We start from the raw sequence: 23,525 nt of genomic DNA on the forward strand, positions 1-23,525 counted from the left end.
GCGTCACTTAAGTATGGTAAACTCCTGTAATACAGGTTTTACAAAAAAGCAACGTTCACCTCTAGTATGATTCCCTAGGGGCAAACGTGCCGGATGTCTACCGCACACCATACCGATGATAACCACTCCCTCATCCGACCCAAAGCTCTTTGGCTATTGGGCTTATCTAGCTATTGAAAAACATTTCCAGAGAACCGTTCAGTATGAAACTGATGTTCTCAAGGATAAAGATCCGGAAGCGCTACACCAAATGCGCGTAGGGATGCGACGGCTACGGACAGTGGTGAGCGGTTTTGCCCCAGCCCTGGTATTACCCAAAGCCGCTCGTGAGAAAAAGATTGCTAAAGTGGCGCGACGGCTGGGACAACTGCGGGATTTGGACATTATGCAAGATGCGCTGCAAAATCAGTATCTGCCCACTTTGCCCAACTCTGAACAAAAAATAGGCAAAAAAGTATTAGCAACGTTGGAAAAGCGGCGTCACCAGGTTTTAGTTCGAGTTCAGAAAACTCTCAACGACAAACTTTATCAGGAAATGAAACTGGCATTTCAAGATTGGTTGCAGACGCCGACTTACGGAACTTTTGCCGAATTTCCAATTGATCAGATTTTGCCGGATTTACTGTTACCGTTTGTGAGTCAGTTTTTCCTCCACCCCGCGTGGCTTATGGGGGTACACTTTTCAGACGGACAGAAGCAGTTAGCTCAGGATCTGAGTTTAGAGGATGTGGTTGAACTGTTCAGCGTTCAGGGTTCAGTGTTGCACAGTTTGCGGAAACAAGCTAAACGAGTGCGTTATCAGATGGAATTATTTACTGACTTTTATGAGACGCCTTATCAGGATTATGTGAAAGAGATTAAATCGATTCAGCGTATTTTGGGACAGATTCAAGACAGTTTCGTTTTGGCAGAATTTCTGTCGGATTGTCTGCACTCAGACATTAAGAAGAAACTCCCAACCCTGGTAGAGCAGTTGAGTGGCGATCGTTATCAATTATGGCAGGAATGGCGATCGCTCCAGGAACGATATCTCCATCCCCAAACCCGCAAGGAGTTGCGTCTAATTGTTATACACCCAGTAGAGAGCGCGACTTACACCTAACATAACATTAGATATGGAGATGATTTAATCGGTTGATTACCGAGCCTTTACCTTGATTGCTTACAGTAGAGCTGCCCTGCTATACCAGCTTGTAAAAATCTGGCTGGAGAGAGTTGCAGCCCATGATTCCAACTTCCCGATCCGTTTTGGACGTAAACCCGACTCAATCTCTTGGTCAAGCCGAACTTCAAGATTCACGTCGATTGCATTTTTATGCTAAAGGCGACAAAATCCCCATAATTTCTCAAGGAGTTTGGCAGGTTTGCCAAGGTTTAGTTCAGCTCAGTACGCTTTGCCAAAATGGGGAAGAAGTGTGGCTAGGTTGGGCAGAGCCTTCAATGTTTTTTGGTCGTTGGTTTTCTCTGCTGAGTGCTTACCAAGCGACGGCATTGTCTGACGTACATCTGATTTGGTTTTCTATAGAGGAGATCAATGCTTCACCGCGATTGGCTCAGATGATATTACCGCAAATCGTCCACCGGATACGCCAAACTGAGGCACTCCTAGCGATCGCGGGTCAGCGTCGAGTTGAAGATCGTTTAAAACACTTGTTGCGGTTGATGCAACAGGAAATGGGTCAACCTGTACCCGAAGGGACTCGTTTGAAGATGCGCCTGACGCACCAAAACCTTGCTAATGCGATCGGTACGACTCGTGTAACCGTCACCCGACTCCTGAACAAGTTAAAAAATCAGGGCAAGATTAGCTTTGACAGCGATCGCCACATTATTATTAAACCAGATAGCTTTAAAAATGTTGCTGAGTGGTGAGGAACTAGATCGCCGACTTCTGCAAGAACTTGGGGATCTGGACTAGCCAAAGCCAGATCTTAGATGCAGCCGTTTTGAGCTTCATGATTCTGTCCTCCGTCTTTCCAGGACGAAGGATAAATTTTTTTGTCAATATCTGCTATATCTTCTCGGGTTGAACGCCAGAGAACGCCACTGTCAGAGAAATTTAGGCATTCCATGACAAACAATAAGTCACTTAATGCGATCGTTTATCCCGATCCGGCGTAGACTATCTCTACTGACAAGGAAGCGATAGTGGCGAATGAATCGCGTCTTATGAGAAAACTTGTTTTCATGGTATTCATCCTCACAGGTATAATACAAACAATAGTTAAGCTATCGATGGGGATTGGGAATTGCCAAAGTATGTGTAACCCCAGTCAAATCACACGTTAAATTTTTCAGGAGTAAGCCCCTGTCTTTGGAGACGATTTCAATTCCACCAGCTACAGTTAAACAACCAGTGGGACTGGTTGTGGTTTTGCATGGCTGGGGAGCTAATGCTAAAGATTTGCAACCTCTAGTGCCAGAATTGGCTCTATCTAACTACCATGTCTTGCTACCTAATGCACCCTTTGCTCACCCACAGGTGGCTGGAGGCTATATGTGGTATGACTTGGAACGAGAAGACTATCAAGGCTTGGCACAAAGTCAGCGTTTATTGACAGACTGGCTAAAGTCTTTGGAAAGTCTCACCGGTATTCCTCTTGGCTCTACGATTATAATGGGCTTTTCTCAAGGGGGAGCCATGGCTCTAGATGTTGGGTTACATTTACCCTTGGCGGGTTTAGTGTCAATGAGTGGTTATTGGCATCGCACGCCTCAAGAGATTGAACCTCCCTTGCCCCCTGTTTTAATCGTTCATGGTAGACAAGATAATGTTGTTCCTTTGAGAGTAGCTCATCGATTGCGGGATTATTTACTAGCGCTAGGTGCGCCGATGCAGTACAAAGAGGTGGATATGGGGCATGAGATTGCACCTGAAGTGGTGGAAATTGTGCGGGATTTCATTCTGGTTAATACATGAAATAGGAAACAGGGGGAGTTGGGGGAGATGGGGAAGATGGGGGAGATGAGGGAGATGGGGGAGATGAGGGAGATGAGGGAGATGGGGGAGTTAACTCAACACTGAGTCAGGGCGGGTTTTGTACTAAAGTTACTATCAATCGCGACAAGAGAGTTCCTAAACCCGCCCCTACAAAGTCGGTTGTATTGAGCGAAGTGAAGGGACACTCAATCCCCAATTAAAACTCACGTCGAGAGAAAATCAGAATCGCGATCGCAAGCAGCAAGATCGTGTAGAGTATGGCATAAGCGGCATGTTCTAAAAGCTTTACAGAGGAGGGAAGCAAGCCATAGACTGCCTCATTTTTCAAATTTAGACGGGATAAATCGGGTAAGATTAGGTAAAGACCTTGGGTTATCGTCTCAATCGTCGCATTTTCGCTGAGTTTGCCTAACTCCTGCACATCGCGACTCAAATGTCCCATTAAATAAATGCCGAAGGTTAGGAGTGTGGCTAGGATTGAGCTGGTAAACACACCAAACATTAGCGCTACGGCGACAATTAGGCTTAACTCTAAAAACTGATAAAGCTCTGAAATGAGTAGGCTAGCTAAGGGGTAATTAATGCCATTGAAACTGAGGATAGCTAAGTAAATAGCTGTCATGGCGATAACCAAAACAGCTAGGACTCCCAGTAACCCTAAATGCTTGCCAATAATTAATTCTGCTCGTGAGATAGGTTTGGGAATTAAAACCAACACGGTGCGTTTTTCGATTTCCTTATTAATCAAACCTGTCCCAACAAATATGGCAACCAGGACTCCCAACACACCAATCGCCGCTAGACCTAAATCCATAAATATTTTATCTTCTGTGGTGGCGGCTACTTCCCTCAATAGTGGTAGCGAAACCACCAACAGCAGGGCAAAAAAGCCAATCACATAAAAGATGCGATCGCGAATGACTTCCTGAAACCCATTTGTCGCAATTGTCCAAATTCTACCTACAGTTTTTGTTGCCATTTGTCTGATGTCCTTTGTCTTATGTCAACTCATTGGTTGCATCGATAATTTATAGAGTTGGTGATTGAGAGGTAACAATCGGTTCAGCGACGCGCCATCCTTCTACCGGATCACATTCTACCTGACTGACAAGCCTAATACCGATGTCAGTTTGGCGATTGATGGATATTATCTGACAAGACTTGGTGAGTAAGTTGGCTTGGGTTTGCGATCGCGGACCTTCCCAAAGGGCTTTTAGTTCTAAGTTATACCCCGACTCCCGCAGTGAAATCTCTCCAAGACTCACTTGCCACAAATTGTCTTCTTTGATATCAGGGGAGTCAATTTCTTGCCTCACTTGGGTGTCAATCTGCTCAATCTGCTCAATCAGTTGTTCGCGTTCCCGAAGCAGAAGAATTTGTTCAACGTCTGACCAATCTTGGTTATTAAGCTGTTCTTCTAAGCGAGATGCTATCAAATCCAAAATGGTCGTTCCACGGGGTAGCCTTTGCCTCGATTCCTCGGTTGATAGTCTGACAACAAAGGCACTTTTCTCAAACGTATCAGCGGCGATTGTGGGATATTGAACTAACCAGTTTTGTAGCAAAAAATAGAATTGAAACCAACTACTTAGTATCAACTGAGTCGTGAATAGCCACACCAGCGGTTGACGTTTGTCTCTATCGGGAATTTTGGGTTGAAAATTCTCACCTAAACAAGTGGGTAATGCGGCAATCACTGCTGATATTAGGGGCCAAACGACTAAAGCATAGGCTGATAATTCGCCTGTAATAATGCCAAAAATATAAATGGTAATCAGCGCTCCCGTAATCCAGGGACTTAAGAGTACTTTACCAATGCTTAAGCTTTTATTGCTAGTTGTTGCCCAATAGACACCTAAAATTAGAAACCACCAACTAAAACTCGCTAATAGAATTGTAAAAATACTCGTTGCCAGAAATGACATTGCCCACGAGAAAACACTTAGCCCGATTAGGGTTTGCCAAGAGAAAGCTGTCTCAGGGTTAAAGACTCCGAATAGGGTTTTCAGTAGGTTGTTTACCCAATTTAATAAATTATCAAAAATTTTCCTGATCATCGGTTTACTCTGAAAATAATGGTGAGAGTGTTGGGGAGAATTAGAACGTCCTGCAAATAGTTCAGGAGACGTAGGTATAGGTTAGAATGCAATATTCAAGTTAAGAACATTCACGTCCATAAAGCGTAATACTAAAAGCAGCAAAATAGCACTGTAACTATAGGCATTAGCCAGTAGCACAGCCAAGGCTGGATTGGGTTTATTTCTGGTGATCTTCCGCTTAGGTTGATTGAATAATCTGGGTCTTTTGTTCGATACATCAGAACTTGTGTCAAATTGTTCCGGCTGCTCATGAATCCATATTTTTATCAACTCAAATCCGATTATTTTAATCAGAAAACTGAAAAAGAAAATTACGATGCCGATAAAAATTATTCGAGGATCTGCTTTATCTAATTGACTGCCTATTGGATGATCGAAAAAAATAAAGCTAACAATTTGAATCTGTAAAACTTGAGGCAACGAAGTTCCTAGAATTAAAAAGGTTAACCAACCAATAACAACGCTCCATAAATTCAGCGATGTGGCATATTGCACGCTGTTTTTGCGAGTGAGGTTTAGCCGTCGGTGAAAGACGCGGGATTCTAGGGCGATCGTGACTAACAGGAATAAGACTTGAAATAAAATCAGTTGTAGGGGTAAAACAAGAGTTATGTTATCTATGATCATGGTTTGTTTCCGTTTAATCGATGGTATCAGTGCCTCGTCGAGTGCGGCGGCAAAGGAAGCAGCCGTTAAAAACAGATGGATAAGTAGAGAGGTTGACACTCCCCCGGTTAAAACGCAGGGGATTCTTGGTTCCCTGACTCGCCGTTAGACGACAGGATTACTCCAATCGCTTGCGTAGGGCAAATCTCCCCAAGCGTAAGTTCCGGTATGCCCTACCGTACTTAATCCCTTTTGCAGGATGTTTAGGCTAGCCGCAATATCCCTATCTTCAACGTATCCGCAGTTACCGCAAGCGTGTGTCCGTTGAGATAGGGATTTTTTGACCCGATGATGGCACTTTGGACAATCTTGGGATGTATAGTGCGGCGGCACTGCTACCGTCACTTTCCCGTATTTATGTCCAAAATATTCCAGCCATTGTCGAAATGTAGACCAGCCTGCATCAGAGATGGACTTAGACAAGTGACGATTTCTTACCAGCCCTTTCACGTTCAAGTCTAGCCTTCGGCAAGCCGCTGGCGCGTCTACGTAGGCTACCAAATCGTTAGATTGGATGACGGAATATGCAACTCGCTTACAGTATTCTTTTCGCTGCCTACTTACTCTTAAATGTTTCCGAGCATATCGTTTTCTTGCCTTATGATAGTTTTTCGACTGTGGTTTGACGCCCTGTCGATACTTCTTCGACTTTTTACGATTGGCTCGATTTAGCTGTCTTTCAGATTTACGGTAGAATCTTGGCGATTCTTCTGTATGACCATTTGAGTCAGCTAGGAAATATTTAATCCCTAGATCTAAGCCAATGGCTTTCCCAGTAGGCTTGGCTTTAACCCGCACATCAGCTTTAACCGCAAATTGAGCGTAATAGCCATCGGCACGTCGAACCAACCTTACTCGCTTAATTTGGTTGAGTTGATAAAAGTTGAGATCATAGGTGCCTTTGAGCTTCAATCGCCCTATCCCTTTCTTGTCAGTAAAGGTTATGGCTTTCCGGTTTTCTGATAGCTTCCATCCTGATGTTTTGTACTCAACCGAACGGCAGTTTTTCTTAAACTTAGGAAAACCTTTCTTTCCTTTGACCTTTTTTCGACAGTTTTCGTAGAAACGGCTAATAGCACTCCAGGCACGTTCAGCAGATGCTTGTCGCGCCTGAGAGTTGAGTTCCCCCGCAAAGCTAAACATGCCAGCTAATACGCTGCAATATTTATTGAGGTCATATTTATCAATACCTTGGTTATCCATCCAGTATTGTAAACATTTATTCCGGACAAACTGCGCCGTCCGAATTGCCTCGTCAATAGCTGCGTATTGAGTATGTTTAGCCTTAATTTTAAACTCAAAAACTATCATCGTTAACGTAGACCGCGTAGGTCTTATGCTGGTCAGGTATGGGCTTTATTTCAAGCCCCCGCCTTTAGGCGTGGGGTTCCTGACAGTCTTTCACTCAGGCTTATGCTATTTATTTTAGTATAACGTTAGCTAATTGTGTCACTCGCAACTAAAGTTGCTAGGCTAAATGCCTTGCTCGGTTTCATCCCCCGGTTAAAACACGGGGGTTTTCACCTTCGCTTCCCTATAAGACGGTGAATGTTATTCTTACCATTCCCGGTTGTATGGTTAAACTGAGTTGGGGTAGATTCTCAAGGATCGTCAATGACTAGGACAGGTATTGGTATTCGCACGGCGGCTGAGCGTACAGAACGCATCACCGGTCAGATTCATGTTTACGATGGCGTCGGTAAGGGGAAGTCTCAAGCCGCATTGGGCGTGGTTTTGCGCTCAATTGGTTTGGGGATCAACTGTGCGGAATCCAGTCGGGTCTTATTGTTACAGTTTCTTAAGGGACCGGGACGGAACTATGATGAGGATGCGGCGATTGAGGCGTTGCGACGGGCGTTTCCTCACTTGATTGATCAGGTTCGCACGGGACGAAGTGAGTTTTTTACCCAAGAGGAAGTGACGCGGTTTGACAAGTTAGAGGCTCAGCGCGGTTGGGATGTGGCGAAAGGCGCGATCGCGTCCAATCTCTATTCGGTTGTGGTGCTGGATGAGTTGAATCCGTTGCTGGATTTGGGGTTACTCCCGGTTGATGAGGTGGTGCAAGCCCTGAAAAATAAACCGCCGTCTCTGGAAGTGATTGTCACGGGACGCGGAACACCGCCAGCGCTGTTGGATTTGGCGGATTTACATAGTGAGTCGGTTCCTCATGATCATCCGGTTTCTCGGGAACAGGGGATTGAGGGAATCGAAATTTATACCGGTGCGGGGAAAGGAAAATCGACTAATGCGTTAGGGAAAGCGTTACAAGCCATTGGTAGGGGAATTAGTACAGATAAATCCCACCGGGTGATGATTATGCAATGGCTGAAGGGAGGAAGCGGATATACCGAAGACGCCGCGATCGCAGCATTGCGTCAAAGTTACCCAAATCTGGTGGATCATCAGCGTTGTGGTCGAGATGCGATCGTTTGGCGGGGACAGCAGCAGATTTTGGATTATGTGGAAGCGGAACGGGGATGGGAAATTGCTAGGGCGGCGTTAGCGTCAGGGTTGTATAAAACGATTATTCTGGATGAACTGAATCCGACGGTTGACTTGGAATTGTTGCAGGTTGAACCGATTGTCGAGGCGCTGTTACGCAAACCTCGTGATACGGAGGTTATTATCACAGGTCGTTGTAAAAATCAACCCGCTTATTTTGAATTGGCGACGGTTCATTCGGAAATGATTTGTCATAAGCATTATTGTGACAAAGGGGTGGATTTGAAGCGAGGGGTGGATTTTTAAGGTATTTGTCATTTGTCATTTGTCATTTGTCATTTGTCATTTGTCATTCGTCATTTGTCATTCGTCATTTGTCATTTGTCATACTCAAGGGAGCGCCAAGCAAGCCGTCTTGGTTAATGTCCAAGGCGGTTTGTGCTGTATTGGTGAGGGAACGAGATTTCCAGTGCCTGAGCGATTAACGAACTCGAAGCAAAACTCAATCCATTAACAACAGGGAGAAATTAATGGAAGCTGCCGCGCGTCAGGTGTTGGTGGCGTAATTTTATCGGTCTGGAGTCGGTGAAAAGCTGTTCCAAGATGACTTCTGTCGATACCACTTTTTATCAAAAAGTCTGCATCAGCGATTTAGAGGCACAATCGCTTAAAATGAATAAAAACTATTGAGCCGTAGAACTCCTTTATCATCCCCTAGCCTCATTAATGTAATTCAGATAAATGAAATGTTACATAGATGGATATGCATTTTGCCATTTCTAGTGTTGTTCGCTCAAATTTGGGTTGGGCAAAAAGCTGAAGCACGACCCTATCCCGATAGTTTAGGTATTTGTTACTTATTCCAAGGTGATATTTTAGACCTGATTCAACCTTGTGTAATTTCTCAAGGTTACGGTACTGGGGAACATTATACGATACTTCATTGGTCTAACGGCAAAAAAACAACAATTTTAACCAATGTTCTTACCGAGCAACATGCTGTCACTGTAGATGGAGAAAAGGCAGAAAGCTACATTCGTGATAGTAGTTGGTATAACCGAGTTGAGCAGCCTGATTCAGATGATGATCTGATTTTCTGTGAACGTATCTTAGCAACTGATAATAGTGTTTGTTATAATACAACTTTTACCCAGAGTAGATTGCCAGCTATGATCTATAGCAGTCGCCAGGGTCATTAGGACATCAGATGAATGCCGTTTATTGTTAGGGAGCATCCCAATTTGGCAAGTTGCCTCTTTGAATGAGGCTGAAACCTATAACTGCGAAATTATTGTAGTGCGAGCATCTTGCTCGCTACTAATACTTAGCTTAATAATATACCAATCAAGCTAAACTGAGTTGATTAATACAGTTTGCCTAACTGGTACTTTATTTTTACGCAAGTCCCTTAACTCTCTTTTTGCTGCAAAAATTCCTGTAAATCCCTCTGCACCTGCTGATACAATTGCGGCGACTCACCCTTTAACCCAATTAAACTATATAATTTCACCGTTCCCGCTCGTCCTCGCACTTCTTCTTCCCCTACCGACACCACCTCAACCTCATCTTTGACAAGTTGATACAGAGAATCAGTAATCAAAATATCTGTGCCAAATTTCTTCGTTAACCCCTCTACTCGACTGGCTACATTCACCGCATCACCAATCACCGCATATTCTCGACGACGCTGAGAACCAATATCCCCAGCAATCAATTCCCCATAATTAATCCCAATTCCATTAAATAATGGGATTCGTTCTTCCTGACGCCATTCCTCGCGCAACTGATGCAAGGCTTTTCGCATCCCTAATGCCGCACGAATGGCATTCATCGCATCGGTTTCTTCCCCCTCAGATACTGGACAGCCAAATTCTGCCATTACTGCATCACCAATAAATTTATCCACGGTACCGCCAGCATCTAAAATCGCCTCAACCATGTCATTGAGATATCGATTCAGTTGTCGCACTAATCGGACAGGTGAAAGTTGGGAGGAGAGGGTGGTAAATCCGCGAATGTCAGAGAATAAAATAGCGGCTTTTAATTTACGTCCTTTGAGTAATTCCTGATAATCATCGTGCTGCTTGAGAATTTCTTGAACGACAGGTGCAGCGACATACCGTTCTAAGGTACTGCGGAAGCGGCGTTTTTCAATTTGATCCCCAATGAAAAGTGCTGTAAAGTAAGAAAAACTATTCAGAGTTATCGCGATCGCAGGGACGGCAATGGGAAAAATTAGTCTGGCCTTGCTATAGCCTAGAAATGCTAGTCCCACCCAAATCCCTGCCATCCCCAATCCCCAAAACAAGCTTGCCGCAGTACGTCGGGGGAGTTTATACAACAGGATAGCGGTTCCCCCAACCAGGACAAACACAAACAATCCCTCTAGCCATGGATTAGGAATAGCGACGGCGATTGAACGTCCTTCCATTAAGGTGGCGATCGCGTTAGCATGAAGCTCAATCCCTGGCATGTTTAACTGGATAGGTGTCGGCACAAAATCACCGATATTTTGCTCATCGGCTGTTGTGCCAATCAAAACAATTTTGTCTTTAAAAGTTTCCTCTCGTAAATGCACATCCCATATATCAGATGCCAGAACCTGCCAAAAGGGAATGGTAGTAAAAACATTTTGATTCTGAGTTGGGGTTCCGTAGAAGAAAACCTGACTTCCTTTTAGCGATGGATAGCTAACATTTGCCACGTCTAAGGTAGCTTGAGCAAATGAAGGAATCGTGTCTAATCCCAACGGTTGCAGAATTTCCCGGCTGTATTCATTCCCCAGCCGATACACATTCCCATCCACCTCTGGGGGTAAAAAGTTGACTAAACCCAGTTGCACCGAATCTGGATAAAGTTCTGGTAACGGCTTATACAACTCAAAGGTGGTAAAACCTTGGGGATCAATGGTATCTTCGTAGACAGCCGCTAGCACGACGCGATCGCTATATTGAGTTAATGCTTGTTTAAACGGCTGATCATCCTCAGCACCATACCCACTGGGAAGATCAAACAGTAAATCAAAGGATACTGACTTAGCCCCCGCCGCCATTAAACGCTCAATCACCTCAGCATAAGCCCTTCGCTTCCAGGGAAACGGTGGTGTTAGCAACTCCACAACCAAGGCTTTATTCGGATCAATGGGATTGCTGTAGCGTTCTGATGCCGTCAACGATTGATCATCAATCGCTAAAATTACAATATCATCAGGCGGTACAACGGGTCCACGTAATTCAATGAACCACTTTTGGCTTTGCCGTTCAGCTAGCTGTATAAGTGTTCCCTGCCAAATCGTTACTCCAGCACCGACAATCGCCCAGCATCCCATTAACATCAAACCAATTCGTTCTGGATGCCAAAACGGTTGGGAATGACTCCGGCGACGCCGTCGGATGCGTTTTCGTCGTTGTTTTTCCAGCCATTGCCACCAGTGATTCATCGCCCTGACTCCAACACTTAAAAGGGATTGGGAATTGACGGCAAATTATCTCTCAATACATCGGGAATCTCTATTTGCGGAAACTGCTCATTCAAAACCTCTTCAAGTTTATCAATTCCCGGAATTTCAATATCAAACCCTTCAAACAAAGCCCCGGTGAAAATTTTTTCAATTTCGGCTTTTGACAGGTCTATTACCGTCCCTAACACCCCCTCCGGACTAATATTAATCCCTTGACCTTGACGTAACAAAATAGGCTGAGGGTTCCACAAATTATACCGTTCGCTCAAGGCGACTTCGCCCTGTAAAACCTTCACTTGTGCTTGTTCATTTTCATCTACTTCCATCAAATAAACAGTTCCCCGCGTCACAGCGGTAATCGAACCGACACATCCTTGCGCCCCCGAAACGACACTTCTACCACTTCGTAGCCGCACACAGCGACTCCCCACAGTGAGTGCCGAATTTTGTCCGAGTCGCACCCCCGCATTGTTATTAAACAGCAAATTTACCCGTGCTTGTTTGGTACTCACTGTTTGTCCCAATGTAGCCACCGCATTAACTTGGGCGGGTTTGTTTTGGATATACGCTTGATTTCCCCCTAAAATTTCTACAATTTTGGCTTGACTAATTCTTTGCGCCGATGCTGGCGGATTGTGCCATCCCAATGCTATGACGATTAACAAACCACTGATAAAACTGACTAAAGATTGCCACCTCAATGTTCTCCCTGGCGTCAACGTCTTGGTTGGCTCACCGTGATTCCCTGCTAATTTTATTCTCTGGGTTAAACTGAGAATCTGTTTCTTGAAATTAACCCAACTTCTCAGCCTAAGTTTATCGTTCATAGACGCTAATTAACGTTAAATTTTTGTCCAAACTCGATGATATCAAAGACTTAGACAGGTCAAAGGCTTACCAATGACACAAGACCAACTAGGTAGGTTGGTGGAAAGAAACTCAACCATATTAAGTTATGTAAACACCCCTCCAACCCTTACAAATGACGTAGCTTGCTTCTCGCGAAGCGAGTATGACGAATGACGAATGACGAATGACGAATGACGATCTCCACCGTTCACATTAATTGTCCCCACCTACTTAGGTTTCCGACGTTTCATTCGCAACCCCTTGCACCACTAAAACGGAACAAGCAACATGGTGAAGAACATGATTACTGACACTGCCTAAAAGCACTTCAGTTAAACCCCGACGACCTCGACGACCAATAACCACTAAATCAGCATCCCAACTTTTTACTAAGTCTCGAATTGCACTGCCAGCATCTCCAATTTTACACGTCCATTCTGTTGCCACACCTTCATCTGTTGACTTCTGACAATAGCCAGATAGCCATTTTTGAGTTTCATCCGTTTCCTTTCTCATTTTTTCTTGCATACGACGGGAGAAGTCAATCAATTCTCGACCAAACATATCTCCATAAAAACCTACACCTTGGTTTTCTATAGGCAAGCAATGAAAGAGCATCAAGGCTGCATTTTCTTGTTTGGCTATATCTAGGGCTTGGGTAAAGATTCCCTCAGTTTGAGGGGAATGGTCAAGGGCGACTAATATTCTTTTATAGGTCATCAGTGTTATCTCCTAATTCTTAAGGAAAAGTTATAAGTGTTGAGTGTTGAGTGTTTATCCTTCGCTTCGCTAGTTGAACATAGTTTTGACCCTTGGCTTCGTTCAGGGAACCTACTTGTAGGGGCGGGTTTAGGGATTTTCGTTTCGCTGTTGATGATAACGTTTATTCAAAACCCGCCCTGACTGCACCTGGAGTCTCTCCGCTCAACTTAACTGGCGAACAAATTTATCCAATCGATCCATACCCTTTTCAATGGATGGCATATCAGTAGCATAGGACAGACGGATACAGTTATCGACACCAAAGGCAATACCGGGAACTGTCGCTACTTTCTCAGCCTCCAAAAGGCGATTACAAAACTCCAGGGATTTGAGTCCAGTTTTGCTGATATCGGCAAAGACATAGAACGCCCCATTGGGTTGAGGACAACTAATTCCCGGAATGCTATTCAGGCGTTCGTATATGACTTGTCGGCGTGCAGCAAAGGCAAGGCGCATTTCTTCTACACAGTCTTGGGGATTTTCCAGGGCTGCGATCGCGCCATACTGGGCAAAGGTACAAACATTAGAGGTACTGTGGCTTTGAATTGTGGTAACTGCCTTAATTAAATCCACAGCACCCGCTAAATACCCCACCCGCCAACCTGTCATCGAGTAGGCTTTGGCAAACCCATTACTGGTAATTGTGCGATCAAAGATATCCGATCCAATAGCACCAATACTCAGATGTTGAGCGCCATCGTAAAGAATCTTTTCATAAATTTCATCCGAGACGACTAAAATATCCCGTTCTACAATCACTTGGGCAAGGGCTTTGAGTTCCTCTGGGGTATACACCATCCCGGTGGGGTTCGAGGGGGAATTGAGGATAAATAGCTTGGTTTGGGGCGTAATCGCCGCTTGGAGTTGCTCTGTGGTGATTTTATACCCCGTTGACGCATCCGTTTGCACAATGATTGGTGTACCCCCTGCCAGTTTGACCATTTCCGGATAGGAAAGCCAATATGGGGCGGGAATAATCACCTCATCCCCCGGTTCAATCAGCGCTTGCATTAAACCAAACAGGGAATGTTTACCGCCATTGGTGACAATGATATTGTCCGGCTGGTACTCTAACTGATTATCTCGGCGCAGTTTATTCGCGATCGCTTGCCGTAATTTCGGTTCCCCAGCGGCGGGTCCATATTTGGTTTTCCCCTGATCTAGGGCTTTTTTCGCCGCCGCCTTAATATGAGCCGGGGTATCAAAATCGGGTTCCCCTGCGCTGAAACTACACACATCCAAGCCATCGGCTTTCATCGCCTTAGCTTTGGCGGAAATCGCTAGGGTGAGAGAGGGAGAGACTTGACCAACTCGTGCTGCTAACTGCATGTTTTCTGAACTTAAACGACTAGACGGTGTGTCAAAAGCACCTGAGAAAGTAGGGTAAGGGCAGGTTTGGGTTTTGGGCGAAAGGTTCAAAGCATTATCGCGATGTCTCAACCCGCCCTTCCTCTGTGCAGACACCTTTTTTAACACGCTCTGAGGAAATATACTACTTGATCTCCGTCTAATTACCTATTTTTCACCCCTCCTCTAGATTCGTTATGTTCGTTCAACTTAAGAACGGGTAACTTGCTCTGATCTGACATATATCGCTATAAAAACACTCAAATTCTAAACAATTGAGTAAACAGGAGGATTTAAAATTGTTAACTTACGTTAACAAAAACTTACAAATTATATCTTTCCTAAACTGATGTATTTTTTTGCATGGTTTCAGCCACAACAACAGAGAACTTGAATTACTATTTTTATCAATATCAAGATAGTGCTGTCAGTCGTGAGGATGGCGTAGATGTTAGACGTAGAACGATACTATAGAGTCTTAGACTTAGACCCTAATGCCTCACCCGAGGAAGTCCACCAAGGGTATCTAGACCTGACGTGGGTATGGCATCCTGACCGTTTTGTCGGTCATCCCCGTCTACAACAAAAAGCCCAGTACAAGTTGCAAGAACTAAATGAAGCCCATGAATGTTTGCGTTCTAAATCGGCGGCTAACGGTAGAAAAATGGGTCGTAAGTCAAAATACTCAGCCTCACCACCGCCAGCCCGTCATGTACCATCCCCAGGTTTATCCAAATCACCAACTCAACGGAAGCCAGGAAAAAAGGCTCCGCCAACGGTTAACACGAGTAAACCACCGATTCAGTTTAAAGCCAATCCCATCGATGATTGGTTAGATTAAAATTGGGGAACGTGGAAAGTCTTTCAGCTAACTATTAACACTCAATCAGCTCCGCAAAAGTGCAGCTTCTGGTTGATCTGTGAGTAACTCAATAATCTGATCGGTGTAGTTTTGAAACGCCGACAAACGCTTAATTTTCAGCCTACGTCCATCAGAATTATCAGTTACGCGATCGCGCGGTAAATCAATCGTCAGTTCCCCTTGAATTGTACCCGGTTGCGTCGTCAGCACATAGATGCGTTGGGAGAGAAACACCGCTTCCCCTACATCATGGGTAATCATCAAAATCGTTGTACCCGTTCGTTGCCATAATTGCAGCAGGAATTGCTGCATAGCTTCGCGGGTTTGCACATCTAACGCGCCAAAGGGTTCATCGAGGAGTAAGACTTTCGGTTGACAGGCTAACGCCCGCGCGATCGCGACTCGTTGTTTCATTCCCCCGGATAGTTCTTTGGGCAACGCTTTAGCAAACTTTGATAATCCCACAACCTCTAAATAATAGGATACGTGCTGCCGTCGTTGTGCTGCGGATAGTCCCTGTAACCTTAAACCAAATCCCACATTATTCGCTACCGTCATCCAGGGATAAAGCGTATAACTTTGAAACACCATCCCTCGATCGGAACCCGGTCCAGTCACTCGCACACCATCCACACAGATTTCACCAGCCGTTGCTTGATCCAATCCAGCAATGAGACGTAATAACGTCGATTTACCAGAACCCGATGCACCGACTACACTAACAAATTCTCCCGATTCAATGTGCATGTTGATATCTTTAAGCGCAACCGTGACGCCCTTACGACTGGAGAATTGTTTATAAAGTTGAGAAACCGTTAATTTTGTATTTTTCATTTGTGATTGGTTATTAGTTGTTTCAATCCTTAATCTATAGTCCATTTACATGATAATCGCAGCAACAATCTAAATAATAAATCGAAGCTTAGACCAATTAATCCAATCACAATGAGTCCAGCAAAAATTTGATCGGTTCTCAGAAACCGCTGCGCCACACTAATCCGACGTCCCAAGCCTTCAGTTGCTGCCACTAATTCTGCCACAATCACTAAATTCCACGAGGCGGCAATATTGACCCGACAAGCATCGATAATGCTGGGCATAATAAACGGAAAAATAACATACAGTAAAACTTGAAAGCGTTTGCCCCCTAACGTGTAAGATGTTTCAATTAACTCCTTGGGGACAAACTTCACCGCATCCATGATCATCAGTGTATTAAAAAATAACGTTCCGATAAAAATAAGCAAAATCTTCGGGGTTTCTCCGACGCCAAAGTATAAGATGAGTAAAGGAATAAATGCTGGCGCAGGCATATACCGCACAATTCCAATAATCGGTTCCATTAGCGCCCGAATACTGGCAAAGGTTCCCATGAAAGTTCCCAAGGGAATAGAAATCAACGCGGCGAGGAGAAACCCACTCAGAACCCGAAATACACTGGCTACAATATCCTGGGGCAAATCGCCACTTGTCCAAAGTGACACAATCGCTTGCCAAACATTCTCTGGTGTCGGTAAAAACAGAGGCTCAACCCACCCCGAATGAGAAACTAGCCACCATAACCCAAACGGAATACTGATAGACAACACCATCAATGTCCAGGTCAAGGATTTGGGAATATCTTCGGCAATGCGCCAAAATAGGGTAGGTTTCAGTGTTTGAGGAGAATATTTTACCTCTCTTGTACACAAATTTTCAGGAGTTCGAGTCATTAGGGTTTACCAGAAACGATTGGCTGTGATTATCTACATCATCGTCTTAGGTCGATACACAACTGGTTCTTGTGGATAAACATTCACAATGAATAACGACAACCCCGATTGTGTACGAGAGCGAATCAGCCCTGAATAGATTTAGGTTTTCTGGTTCTCAGCATAGGCTTTGACAAAGCGATCATCTAAGAGTTTCTCCAAATCTGGGGCTTGTTCAATTAAACCATTCTCGACTAAAAATGTACTAATTTCTTCAGCCGCATAAGGCAGCGACGTCATGTCATCTCCCGGTTCAAATGCCGCTAAATTCTCCTCAATACTAAAAATAGTCGTTCCAGCATCATAGTCCTTATATTCATCAACCGTAACTCCTGCTCGTTTGGCTAAAATCTGCAAAGACTTGTCCGCATTTTTATTCATGAAATCCAGCGTATCAAACCACGTATTGACTAAAGCTTGTACCGCTTCCGGGCGTTCCTCAACCATTTGCCGACTCACAACGAGATGATCAGGAATTGCACCGGGAAAGTCTTTTGAACTAAACAACTCTTTACTTCCAGGACGTTCTAATGCCTTGGTTGTAAACGGGGCAAATACACCCACAGCATCAACCTGTCCGGCGACAAATGCGGCAGAGGCTGCCCCCGTTTCTAAGGGTTTGATTTCCACATCATCGGGAGATAATCCAGCTTTTTCTAATCCTAAGAGTAAAAGAAAATGATCAACTGTACCCGCTTCTACAGCCACCGTTTTTCCTGGCAAATCCTTTATGTCATTAATTCCCTCACGAACAATAATTTTGTCATTTCCGGTTGAATTATCATTCACCAAAACAATGACTTGATCTGAGCCAGCCGCAACAGAGCTAATCGTGTCATTCAAGGTTTGGGTATTGGCATCTAACTGACCTGCGGCTAGGGCATTAATTGAATCCAGATACCCATCAAACCACTTCAAATCAACTTTCACCTCATTGGCGGCAAAGAGTTGTTCTTCCTCGGCGATTTGCCAGGGTAAACAACCGGGCCACGCACTGAATCCCATCTGAACGGCTGGTGTTGAAGGAGATTCCGAGGTGGAGACATCAGTAGCAGGAGTACAGCTAACCGCAATAGTTAAACTGACAAAAAATAAAGTAAACCAGGTAACAATAGTCCGGATTTTCATAGGTTAAAACTCAAAATTGAACACTTGGTCGGGGCGGGTGTAGGGTGCGTTAGCGTTAGCGTAACGCACCATTTCAAAAGATAGTAGTGAAACCCGCCTCTACACACTCAAAACTTCCTTAATTAACCCGAACTAAGCGGATTTCTGTACGCTGTTGACGGGGATCTGTCGGCGGAATGCCAGACAGGGGTTGATTAAAGCCTTTGCCTTCTGCGACAAAATTATGCTTAAGACCACGATTTTTGAGATAGTTCACGACAACTTGGGCGCGTTGTTGACTTAAGGTTTGGTTAAGCGTTGCTGCTCCTGTTTTTGAGGTATGACCAATCACCCGCACGGCTAAAGTTTGGGGATTAAATTCTTGAATTTCAGTGGCTAACTGATTCAGGGTTTGTTGCCCTTGACTGGTTAATGTCGCTAAACCGACACCAAATTGCACTTCTCCTCGCACTTCTAAGTTGCCAATATCTGGGGCAGCAGTAATCTGTTGGGCTGAGACTTGCGGCACAGCGGCAACTGTTTCTCCCTTCCCAGAAAGTCGGTCTGCTAGTTCTGGGTTATCGGCACGCACTAAGCTAATTAAGGTTTCGGTATTAGTTGCGGCTTTGGTGAGAAACTGAGGTGAAAATAAGCTCTGGGGGGCTTGAGGCACATCATTTAATCGACCGGCTAAAACTAATACGGCGGCGGTGGAACCAATCCGTTTTTCTAGGATGTTATCACTCATCCATTGCTGGGCTTCAGAGGCAGTAAAAAAGTCAATTCCCTGTAAAACGGCACTAGCTTCACTAGAAGATAATTCCCCATCTTCTGCGATTTGCGTTTTTAATTGGGAGGGTTCGCGAACATTCACGTCAATCCGGCGATAGTAGGCTTCCAGTAATTCTGAAATTTTCTCAGGTTGAGACTCAATCAAACGATTGGATGCCACAATCACATCCACAATGGCTTGGGGTGCATCCTGACTCGATAAAACGACAGTATGCCCTTGTTTTTTGGCTTGGGTGACATAGGGTTCCCAAATCACCGCCACCGCCACATTCTGATTGGGATCTTGTAAAAGTTGCCACGCCTCAGACGCATCAGCGACTTTTTCGACTTGAAAATCTGCCAGCTTAAACGCCTCAAACTTGGTACTCAACACCAGCGCCAAGTACTCGCTGGGGGTATCGCCGGCAAAGGTGAGGGTTAACTGTCGTCCTTGCGATCGCTCCTGCTCAACTAATCCCTTAAGATCTAAGAGTGACTTAAGGTTTGGATATTTCTTCGTATTCAGCACAACGGCATCAGCGCCTACCGTGCGGTCAATCAAGCCAATAATTTGTCCTTCGGGTTGTTGTTGCAGGAACTGATCTAATGTCGTGACTAATAAATCAGCTTTTCCCTGATTCAATAATTCAGCCCGTTTGGCTTGATCAAACTCATCTTGATACTCCAGTTTAAGTCCAGCCTCTTGTAGCGCCTCTTGAAACGCCCCACTCCGAAAGGTACTGTACCCACTAAACGTATCTCCCAGAATTTTAAGTTGACCCTTCGCCGCATTGGTTTGCGTCTGACTGGACAGATTAGGAACCAGATCAGGTGCAGCTTTACTCAACACCCACAAGCCTCCTCCAATCAGACCCAAGGTAGCGGCTAAAGCTAAAATCAATACTAGCGGATTATCGCGTTTACTCATAACCTATAATGTGCCTAATCTATTCCACTATGCTAGCGGCTGATTTGTTGTACTGTTCGTAACATTTTTTTGTGAAGTTTTTCTATAAGGTTAAAGGTTTCACAGATTTAACCGCATCCATGAGGCAACCCAGATAAAGCCAATCTCGTCTCTGTCACGTTCTCAACCCCTATCAGTTTTTCAGTGGATACTTGTCAGTTTGGCATCCCATTCTGGTCGATTCAATCGGAAAAAGTCAGGAATCAAGTACAAATTAGGTCTGAATAAGTGACGTGCGCTTCGCGCAGGGTGTAGGAGCTAGTCTCCTCCCCTACACCCCACACCCCACACCCCACACCCGCCCCGAAGGGGCTTGTCAGACTAATATAGGTTTACTGGATTGGAGACTTGGTTTGTGAATGCTTATTTTGCTTTAGTTATTTCGATTATGATCGGTATCGGTGGTCAACTTAGCCTTAAAGCTGGCGCTATGCAGGGTATTGGTAGTAAGCTTTTCTTTCTTCAACCCTACATTCTCGTTGGGTTAGCGTCTTATTTCTGTGCTTCTCTGTTCTACATCTTTGCCTTGCGGCAAATTCCTGTTTCTGTGGCGTTTCCCAGTGTTTCAATTAGCTACGTAGCGGTGGCTTATTTTGCTCATGTAATTTGGGAAGAACCCTTTGGTATCAGACAGGTTATCGCCCTAGGGTTGATTGGTCTGGGAATATACACATTAAATCATTCATCTTAGACAACGATTAAAAACTGCACCCAAAGATAGTTACATTAAGTATTGTTAGAGTTTGTCCAGCAGTGGTAGTAATTGTGAATACCAAGAAGGGACATTAAACACGTCCCTAATCATCTGTTTGTTCAAAAACCTGGATGTGACCCTTTGGGTGCGAAAAATGGTTAAATATCGCTTTCGCTCAATTCACGAGTCATGTAGTCGAAGGGTTGATCCACAAATGCCGTATTAGTCACTCCAGCAGCAGCGACTTGTTCTTTCAGGATATCTTTCATAATTTGGATACCGCGAACAGTTGGACCAATTGGAACCGCCAAGGAATTATAGGTTTCCCGTAACCCTTGCAAAACTCGTTCGTCTAGAACATCCATACTCCCAGCAACCAGTGCATAACTGGCATAGCGGAGATAATAGTCCATATCCCGCAGACAAGCAGCATAGCGACGAGTGGTGTAAGCATTACCACCCGGACGAATCAATTCCGGGACGTCTTCAAAGAGTTGCGATCCTGCCTGCTTGACAATTGAGGCTGCATTAGCATTGACCACAGCAGCAGCCATGATTCGGGCTGTACCACTGTCAAAGTAAGATTTGAGTGAATCGATCGCATCGCGATCGAGGTAACGACCAGTAATGTCGTAATTTCTAATCAGGCTTGTAATCGCATCCCGCATGAGTCGGCTCTCCCAATCTATATATCTTTATCTATTTATATTGCCAGTTATTGCGACGCTCTCATCAAAAGTCTCTGGAATGAGAATTCCTGCACCATTCTTGATCACATAAGCTGGACTGCCCAAATATTGCTCCCAAAGCAACTTGGCTTATCTAGACTAGAATACGTCATTGTTGAGCGGATTGACAAATAGGGGACGGGCAATCCTGAGCATTTGGTAACATTTAATACAATTTAATCTTTTTCTTAGGATATCAAGGATCAGGAAACTAGATTTTGTAACTTTGGATACAAAAGCTCCCTCGACCTCTCCCTAGGATGAGTCAGATGAACAGGAGACAGGTTTCAAGCCCAATCAGGTTGTTGAGGTAAACCTGAGATGGTACGATAACGGCTCCCCGACTTAGGGAGAAAGCTCGCACCAAACTAAACTGTATCTTGTCTCGTTTCTCACACGCAGGAGGCAAGCTGATCGGGTCTCCCCGTGTTTCCATCTCCTGCTATTATCAACCGTATCGTTTCCTTATCTCATGTCTAGTTGGTTTGTGCGACACTTGATTCCTAAGTTCCCCCGTCGTCCTAAGCGTCAGGTTTAGGACAGACATCACCGTCTGTCGAGGTCGGTGAGAACTTCAACTGCCCCACCGCTATTTGAACTTTTCTAAACAATAGTCCACTTGACAAAAGGAGTCATTCATGCCAGAAACGCCACAAGAAGTCTTGAAAATGATTCAAGATCAAGACATTAAGATTATTGACCTCAAATTCATTGATATGCCAGGAATCTGGCAGCACTGCTCGTTTTACTATGATCAAATAGACGAAAGTGCTTTTGAAGATGGGGTAGCGTTCGACGGGTCAAGTATTCGTGGTTGGAAAGCCATTAACGAATCGGACATGTCAATGGTTCCCGATCCGAAAACGGCTTGGATCGACCCATTCATGAAAGAAAAAACATTGAGCATGATCTGCTCAATCAAGGAACCCCGCACGGGTGAATGGTACAGCCGTGACCCCCGCACCATCGCTCAGAAAGCACTGGACTTTTTGAAGTCCACCGGAATTGGCGATATTACCTTTTTTGGTCCAGAAGCTGAGTTCTTTATCTTCGAGGATGTTCGCTTTGATCAAACAGAGAGCAAAGGGTTCTACTACGTAGATAGCGTGGAAGGGCGTTGGAATTCTGGACGGGAAGAAGCTGGCGGGAACCTGGGATATAAACCGCGCTACAAAGAAGGATATTTCCCCGTCTCACCTACGGATACGATGCAAGACATGCGTACCGAAATGCTGCTCACCATGGCTCAATGTGGTGTGCCAATTGAAAAGCATCACCACGAAGTTGCCTCTGGGGGACAGAACGAACTCGGTGTCCGTTTTGCACCAATCGTGGAAGCCGGTGACTTCTTGATGGTGTACAAATATGTGGTTAAAAACGTCGCCAAGAAGTATGGCAAAACTGCCACCTTTATGCCCAAGCCAATATTTAACGACAATGGTTCTGGGATGCACACTCACCAGTCCATCTGGAAGAATGGGAAACCCCTGTTCTTTGGCGATGGCTACGCTGGGTTGAGCAAGATGGCGCTGCATTACATCGGCGGTTTACTCAGACATGCCCCCGCTTTGTTAGCCCTCACCAACCCAACGACAAACTCCTACAAGCGCTTGGTGCCAGGGTTTGAAGCACCTGTAAACTTGGCTTATTCCCAAGGAAACCGTTCCGCCTCCATCCGGATTCCTCTGTCTGGTGACAATCCTAAGGCGAAGCGGATGGAATTCCGTTGTCCTGATGCGACGTGTAATCCCTATATTGCTTTTGCCGCAATGTTGTGTGCCGGCTTGGATGGGATTAAGAATGAAATTGATCCGGGCGAACCGTTGGATGTGGATATCTATGACCTCTCGCCAGAGGAATTGAGCAAAATCCCATCAACTCCTGGTTCTCTGGAAGCTGCTTTAGAGCATTTGGAGCAGGATCATACTTTCTTGACCAGTACAGGCGTATTCACCGAAGACTTTATCGACAACTGGATTGCCTACAAACTCGACAATGAGATCAACCCGATGCGGTTGCGTCCTCATCCCTATGAGTTTTCCCTCTACTATGATGTCTAGTCTCAACCCATAGCACAAA

General features: G+C 44.8%; 21 protein-coding genes and 1 pseudogene. 9 read left to right on the forward strand and 13 right to left on the reverse strand.

The window, feature by feature from the left end:
* The first annotated feature begins 115 nt into the window (after positions 1-115).
* The 3 genes from RIG27_RS12155 to RIG27_RS12165 all read left to right on the forward strand — a co-directional run bounded on the left by RIG27_RS12155 (position 116) and on the right by RIG27_RS12165 (position 2,920).
* Entirely contained in the window at positions 116-1,102 is a 987-nt protein-coding gene (locus tag RIG27_RS12155; protein WP_446345428.1) for a CHAD domain-containing protein, read from the forward strand.
* Positions 1,103-1,224: 122 nt separating this feature from the next.
* A complete protein-coding gene (locus RIG27_RS12160; RefSeq protein ID WP_446345430.1) occupies positions 1,225-1,872 on the forward strand; it encodes a Crp/Fnr family transcriptional regulator in 648 nt (215 codons plus the stop codon).
* Between the two features lie 436 nt (positions 1,873-2,308).
* Positions 2,309-2,920, forward strand: coding sequence for an alpha/beta hydrolase (locus RIG27_RS12165; RefSeq protein WP_446345481.1), 612 nt, complete (start codon positions 2,309-2,311; stop codon positions 2,918-2,920).
* Between the two features lie 217 nt (positions 2,921-3,137).
* Here RIG27_RS12165 and RIG27_RS12170 read toward each other — a convergent pair whose 3' ends face one another.
* The 4 genes and pseudogenes from RIG27_RS12170 to RIG27_RS12185 form a co-directional block, all read right to left on the reverse strand.
* Positions 3,138-3,920, reverse strand: a complete 783-nt coding sequence (locus tag RIG27_RS12170) for an ABC transporter permease (RefSeq protein ID WP_446345432.1) — start codon at positions 3,918-3,920, stop codon at positions 3,138-3,140.
* A gap of 49 nt (positions 3,921-3,969) precedes the next feature.
* Positions 3,970-4,998: a DUF5357 family protein gene (locus RIG27_RS12175; RefSeq protein WP_446345434.1), complete on the reverse strand. Its 1,029-nt coding sequence runs from the start codon at positions 4,996-4,998 to the stop codon at positions 3,970-3,972.
* An 81-nt stretch (positions 4,999-5,079) separates the two neighbouring features.
* Positions 5,080-5,766 carry a filament integrity protein FraC gene (gene fraC / locus RIG27_RS12180; protein ID WP_446345436.1) on the reverse strand — a complete coding sequence of 229 codons (687 nt, stop codon included), beginning with the start codon at positions 5,764-5,766 and terminating at the stop codon, positions 5,080-5,082.
* A gap of 8 nt (positions 5,767-5,774) precedes the next feature.
* Positions 5,775-7,017, reverse strand: a pseudogene (locus RIG27_RS12185) (RNA-guided endonuclease InsQ/TnpB family protein).
* A 303-nt stretch (positions 7,018-7,320) separates the two neighbouring features.
* Between RIG27_RS12185 and RIG27_RS12190 the strand changes: the two are divergent.
* The 3 genes from RIG27_RS12190 to RIG27_RS12200 all read left to right on the forward strand — a co-directional run bounded on the left by RIG27_RS12190 (position 7,321) and on the right by RIG27_RS12200 (position 9,347).
* The gene (locus RIG27_RS12190; protein ID WP_446345438.1) at positions 7,321-8,454 is read left to right on the forward strand and encodes a cob(I)yrinic acid a,c-diamide adenosyltransferase; all 1,134 of its coding nucleotides are present in this window, start codon (positions 7,321-7,323) and stop codon (positions 8,452-8,454) included.
* A 5-nt stretch (positions 8,455-8,459) separates the two neighbouring features.
* Positions 8,460-8,633, forward strand: coding sequence for a hypothetical protein (locus RIG27_RS12195; protein WP_446345440.1), 174 nt, complete (start codon positions 8,460-8,462; stop codon positions 8,631-8,633).
* Positions 8,634-8,918: 285 nt separating this feature from the next.
* A complete protein-coding gene (locus RIG27_RS12200; protein WP_446345442.1) occupies positions 8,919-9,347 on the forward strand; it encodes a hypothetical protein in 429 nt (142 codons plus the stop codon).
* 209 nt (positions 9,348-9,556) lie between these two features.
* Here RIG27_RS12200 and RIG27_RS12205 read toward each other — a convergent pair whose 3' ends face one another.
* The 4 genes from RIG27_RS12205 to RIG27_RS12220 all read right to left on the reverse strand — a co-directional run bounded on the left by RIG27_RS12205 (position 9,557) and on the right by RIG27_RS12220 (position 14,548).
* The gene (locus tag RIG27_RS12205; RefSeq protein ID WP_446345444.1) at positions 9,557-11,587 is read right to left on the reverse strand and encodes a CHASE2 domain-containing protein; all 2,031 of its coding nucleotides are present in this window, start codon (positions 11,585-11,587) and stop codon (positions 9,557-9,559) included.
* A gap of 17 nt (positions 11,588-11,604) precedes the next feature.
* Positions 11,605-12,435, reverse strand: a complete 831-nt coding sequence (locus tag RIG27_RS12210) for a hypothetical protein (RefSeq protein ID WP_446345446.1) — start codon at positions 12,433-12,435, stop codon at positions 11,605-11,607.
* Between the two features lie 253 nt (positions 12,436-12,688).
* A complete protein-coding gene (locus RIG27_RS12215) occupies positions 12,689-13,177 on the reverse strand; it encodes a universal stress protein (RefSeq protein WP_446342619.1) in 489 nt (162 codons plus the stop codon).
* Positions 13,178-13,381: 204 nt separating this feature from the next.
* Positions 13,382-14,548, reverse strand: coding sequence for a pyridoxal phosphate-dependent aminotransferase (locus RIG27_RS12220; RefSeq protein ID WP_446345448.1), 1,167 nt, complete (start codon positions 14,546-14,548; stop codon positions 13,382-13,384).
* A gap of 466 nt (positions 14,549-15,014) precedes the next feature.
* Here RIG27_RS12220 and RIG27_RS12225 point away from each other — a divergent pair, with 466 nt between their 5' ends.
* The gene (locus tag RIG27_RS12225; RefSeq protein WP_446342615.1) at positions 15,015-15,407 is read left to right on the forward strand and encodes a J domain-containing protein; all 393 of its coding nucleotides are present in this window, start codon (positions 15,015-15,017) and stop codon (positions 15,405-15,407) included.
* Between the two features lie 45 nt (positions 15,408-15,452).
* Here the strand turns inward: RIG27_RS12225 and RIG27_RS12230 are convergent, their stop codons facing one another.
* The 4 genes from RIG27_RS12230 to RIG27_RS12245 all read right to left on the reverse strand — a co-directional run bounded on the left by RIG27_RS12230 (position 15,453) and on the right by RIG27_RS12245 (position 19,985).
* Complete coding sequence (locus RIG27_RS12230) at positions 15,453-16,262, reverse strand: ABC transporter ATP-binding protein (protein WP_446345450.1); 810 nt, start codon at positions 16,260-16,262, stop codon at positions 15,453-15,455.
* A 29-nt stretch (positions 16,263-16,291) separates the two neighbouring features.
* The gene (locus RIG27_RS12235) at positions 16,292-17,140 is read right to left on the reverse strand and encodes an ABC transporter permease (RefSeq protein WP_446345452.1); all 849 of its coding nucleotides are present in this window, start codon (positions 17,138-17,140) and stop codon (positions 16,292-16,294) included.
* Between the two features lie 141 nt (positions 17,141-17,281).
* A complete protein-coding gene (locus RIG27_RS12240; protein ID WP_446345454.1) occupies positions 17,282-18,307 on the reverse strand; it encodes an ABC transporter substrate-binding protein in 1,026 nt (341 codons plus the stop codon).
* A 118-nt stretch (positions 18,308-18,425) separates the two neighbouring features.
* Positions 18,426-19,985 (reverse strand): OmpA family protein, encoded by a 1,560-nt coding sequence (locus tag RIG27_RS12245; protein ID WP_446345456.1) that lies wholly within the window; start codon positions 19,983-19,985, stop codon positions 18,426-18,428.
* A 379-nt stretch (positions 19,986-20,364) separates the two neighbouring features.
* Between RIG27_RS12245 and RIG27_RS12250 the strand changes: the two genes are divergently transcribed.
* Positions 20,365-20,715, forward strand: a complete 351-nt coding sequence (locus RIG27_RS12250) for an EamA family transporter (protein ID WP_446345458.1) — start codon at positions 20,365-20,367, stop codon at positions 20,713-20,715.
* A gap of 161 nt (positions 20,716-20,876) precedes the next feature.
* Here RIG27_RS12250 and apcB read toward each other — a convergent pair whose 3' ends face one another.
* Positions 20,877-21,386: an allophycocyanin subunit beta gene (gene apcB, locus RIG27_RS12255; RefSeq protein ID WP_446342605.1), complete on the reverse strand. Its 510-nt coding sequence runs from the start codon at positions 21,384-21,386 to the stop codon at positions 20,877-20,879.
* Positions 21,387-22,084: 698 nt separating this feature from the next.
* Between apcB and glnA the strand changes: the two genes are divergently transcribed.
* The gene (gene glnA / locus RIG27_RS12260; protein ID WP_006097809.1) at positions 22,085-23,506 is read left to right on the forward strand and encodes a type I glutamate--ammonia ligase; all 1,422 of its coding nucleotides are present in this window, start codon (positions 22,085-22,087) and stop codon (positions 23,504-23,506) included.
* The last annotated feature ends 19 nt before the right edge of the window (positions 23,507-23,525 follow it).

The organism is Coleofasciculus sp. F4-SAH-05 (genome assembly GCF_040222985.1).
GTDB lineage: Bacteria > Cyanobacteriota > Cyanobacteriia > Cyanobacteriales > Coleofasciculaceae > Coleofasciculus > Coleofasciculus chthonoplastes.